The 2,500-nt window shown below is 57.2% G+C and carries 2 protein-coding genes and 2 rRNA genes (1 of these 4 cut by a window edge); 2 read left to right on the top strand and 2 right to left on the bottom strand.

The window, feature by feature from the left end:
* Window positions 1-558, top strand: a 23S ribosomal RNA gene (locus ACX3OZ_RS05285) (it extends 2,165 nt beyond the left edge of the window).
* 143 nt (window positions 559-701) lie between these two features.
* Window positions 702-817 (top strand): 5S ribosomal RNA (rrf, locus tag ACX3OZ_RS05280).
* Window positions 818-1,578: 761 nt separating this feature from the next.
* On the opposite strand, the gene ACX3OZ_RS05275 is transcribed toward rrf, so the two are convergent.
* Window positions 1,579-1,845 carry an HNH endonuclease gene (locus ACX3OZ_RS05275; protein WP_459093738.1) on the bottom strand — a complete coding sequence of 89 codons (267 nt, stop codon included), beginning with the start codon at window positions 1,843-1,845 and terminating at the stop codon, window positions 1,579-1,581.
* Window position 1,846: 1 nt separating this feature from the next.
* A complete protein-coding gene (locus ACX3OZ_RS05270; protein WP_459093737.1) occupies window positions 1,847-2,440 on the bottom strand; it encodes a hypothetical protein in 594 nt (197 codons plus the stop codon).
* Window positions 2,441-2,500: the final 60 nt, after the last annotated feature.

The raw sequence follows: 2,500 nt of genomic DNA, 5'->3' as shown, positions 1-2,500 counted from the left end.
GGCATAAGCCTGCCTGACTGCGAGACTGACAAGTCGAGCAGAGACGAAAGTCGGTCATAGTGATCCGGTGGTCCCGCGTGGAAGGGCCATCGCTCAACGAATAAAAGGTACGCTGGGGATAACAGGCTGATAATGCCCAAGAGTCCATATCGACGGCATTGTTTGGCACCTCGATGTCGGCTCATCACATCCTGGGGCTGGAGCAGGTCCCAAGGGTATGGCTGTTCGCCATTTAAAGTGGTACGTGAGCTGGGTTTAGAACGTCGTGAGACAGTTCGGTCCCTATCTGCCGTGGGTGTAGGAATATTGAGAAGAGCTGACCCTAGTACGAGAGGACCGGGTTGGACGAACCTCTGGTGGACCTGTTGTGGCGCCAGCCGCATTGCAGGGTAGCTACGTTCGGAAGGGATAACTGCTGAAAGCATCTAAGCAGGAAGCCTCCTTCAAAACTAGTATTCCCTTGAGAGCCGTGGAAGACCACCACGTCGATAGGCCGGGTGTGGAAGCGCAGCAATGTGTGAAGCTTACCGGTACTAATAGCTCGATTGGCTTGATCGTTCTCATTAATCTATGTCCGCATAGATTGTGAAATGTTCGATCGGTACAAATAATACACCAGACCAAGGCTCCTTGCATGGGAGAGCACTTGGTCCATATACAGAACAACAAAACCAGAATTCACATCATACGTTTTTCGCTGACCTTGTGGTTTTTGCGAGGAGCCCAAGACCCGATCCCATCCCGAACTCGACCGTCAAATTCCTCTGCGCCAATGGTACTAAGTCTCAAGGCTTGGGAGAGTAGGTCGCTGCAAGGTCTGCCAAAAACGTATGGTTCTCAATTACAATGTCGAAAAGAAATACCAAAAACCCCAGTCAGAAATGACTGGGGTTTTTGCGTTTGGAACGCGGAGTGGGAGGGGGGAAGAGGGGAAGGCCCAGTGGGTTCGGCCCAGCGGGAACTTGCTGCGTCTCGCCTCTCTATTCATCCCGAGCCGGCGCCGAGATAATGGATCGACCCATTGGCGTTGAGATCGTCGCCGCCCCTTCGCCCGGTAGCCGATTCGAGCATGCGGGTGCCTTTAGGCAGCCCTACCGGGAATTACGCGATCCGCGAGAGATGGTCGCGCCGGCATAATCTCGGGATGGGCCCCGGCGCGAGGCCGGGGTGACATCGGGGGTGGGGAAGGCATTGTCTGGGCCGAGGTGATGGCTCCAGCCATTGGCGTTGAGATCGTTGCCGACTCATTTGACCCGCTGCCGATTCGAGGATGCGGGCGCCTTTCGGCGGCCCTGCCAGAAATATGCGATCAGCGAGAGATGGTCGCGTTGGCGCCATCTCAGGATGGGCCCCGGCGCAGGGCCGGGGTGACACTGGGGGTGGGGAGGGCGCAAGGATCTCCGCGCCTATCTGGGATTTCATTGCCCAATCCATGTGCGATTCTAGGTGATCGATCCGGTTGTCATTCGCGTCCGACGCGGGTGATGCCGTTTTGAGATGGAAACACCGAAGTTATCTCAAGCTGGGCCCGGCACGGGGCCGGGGTGACATCGAGGGGCGGAGAAGCCGGCGCGCCCTTCAGGAGTCAGCCTTTGAAAATTTCCTGGCGATGCATTCGGCGTTCGGCCAGGCGCGGGGATCCATGGGAAAACTCGCTTTGGTCCTGCCGTTGAAGAGCGATCGAAGCGCGGTTGTCATCCTGGGGCTAAACAGCAATTCGCCGCTATTGCTCATGCTGAACAGGCCATGATCATAGGCCCAGTGCAGCGTCTGCGTCATCGGCATGGCGTTCCAAACCTCATCGACGCCACCCGATTTGACCGGGCGAATATGGGAGACCTCCACCTCATAGCTCGCGGTTTCTTCGATGACATGCGCACTGGCCGCTCACGGCACAGATCGGGCCGTAGTGCTGCAGCACCGTCAGCCGCAAGCGCGCATCCCGAATCGCCTGTTGTCTGGATAGGAACTTGCGCGACGTCTCGATTGTTTTGACCTCGTAGAGCAGGTCGGCCGCGCTCGGTTGTTCTTCTGCCATGCCGGAGAGAGAGCAGAGAGATCCCGCCGCAATAATCCGGTCAAATTCGGACTGGGACAAAGCTCTGACGCCGGCCGCGTAGTGGTAGAAAGCAAAATTTCCGGCATCATCGAGGGCGTCAGATTCGTGGGGCTGCCCCTCCGAGCGGAGCTTTACTGGCTGCGCAAACAACTTCATCTCTGCCAATTCCGCCACCATGTAGCGCTGATCATTGCAGTCGGGGCGAAGGTCCAGCAGCATGGCGGTGCCGATATAGCCGGGTTCATCCGCGTGGCGCGGGGCGCAAAGCACGATGCGACTATGCAGTGCTTCCAGGGCGATTTCGATAGGACGATTCAGCAGGCGAACCAGTTGCAGATTGTCAGTTTGATCGGGACGAATATTGAGCACTGCGAAAGTCATGACGTGTTCCAAAACTAGGGGAACTACGTATGTGCGCAGATTTCTGCTGGCCCGGCACCG

The organism is Devosia sp. A369 (genome assembly GCF_054489345.1).
The sequence above is the reverse complement of the archived record's forward strand: the minus strand, read 5'-3'. Positions and strand labels throughout refer to the sequence as shown.

Excerpts from the sequence above, each read along its gene's own strand:
- ACX3OZ_RS05270 (WP_459093737.1), bottom strand. The coding sequence starts at position 2,440 with ATGACTTTCGCAGTGCTCAATATTCGTCCCGATCAAACTGACAATCTG.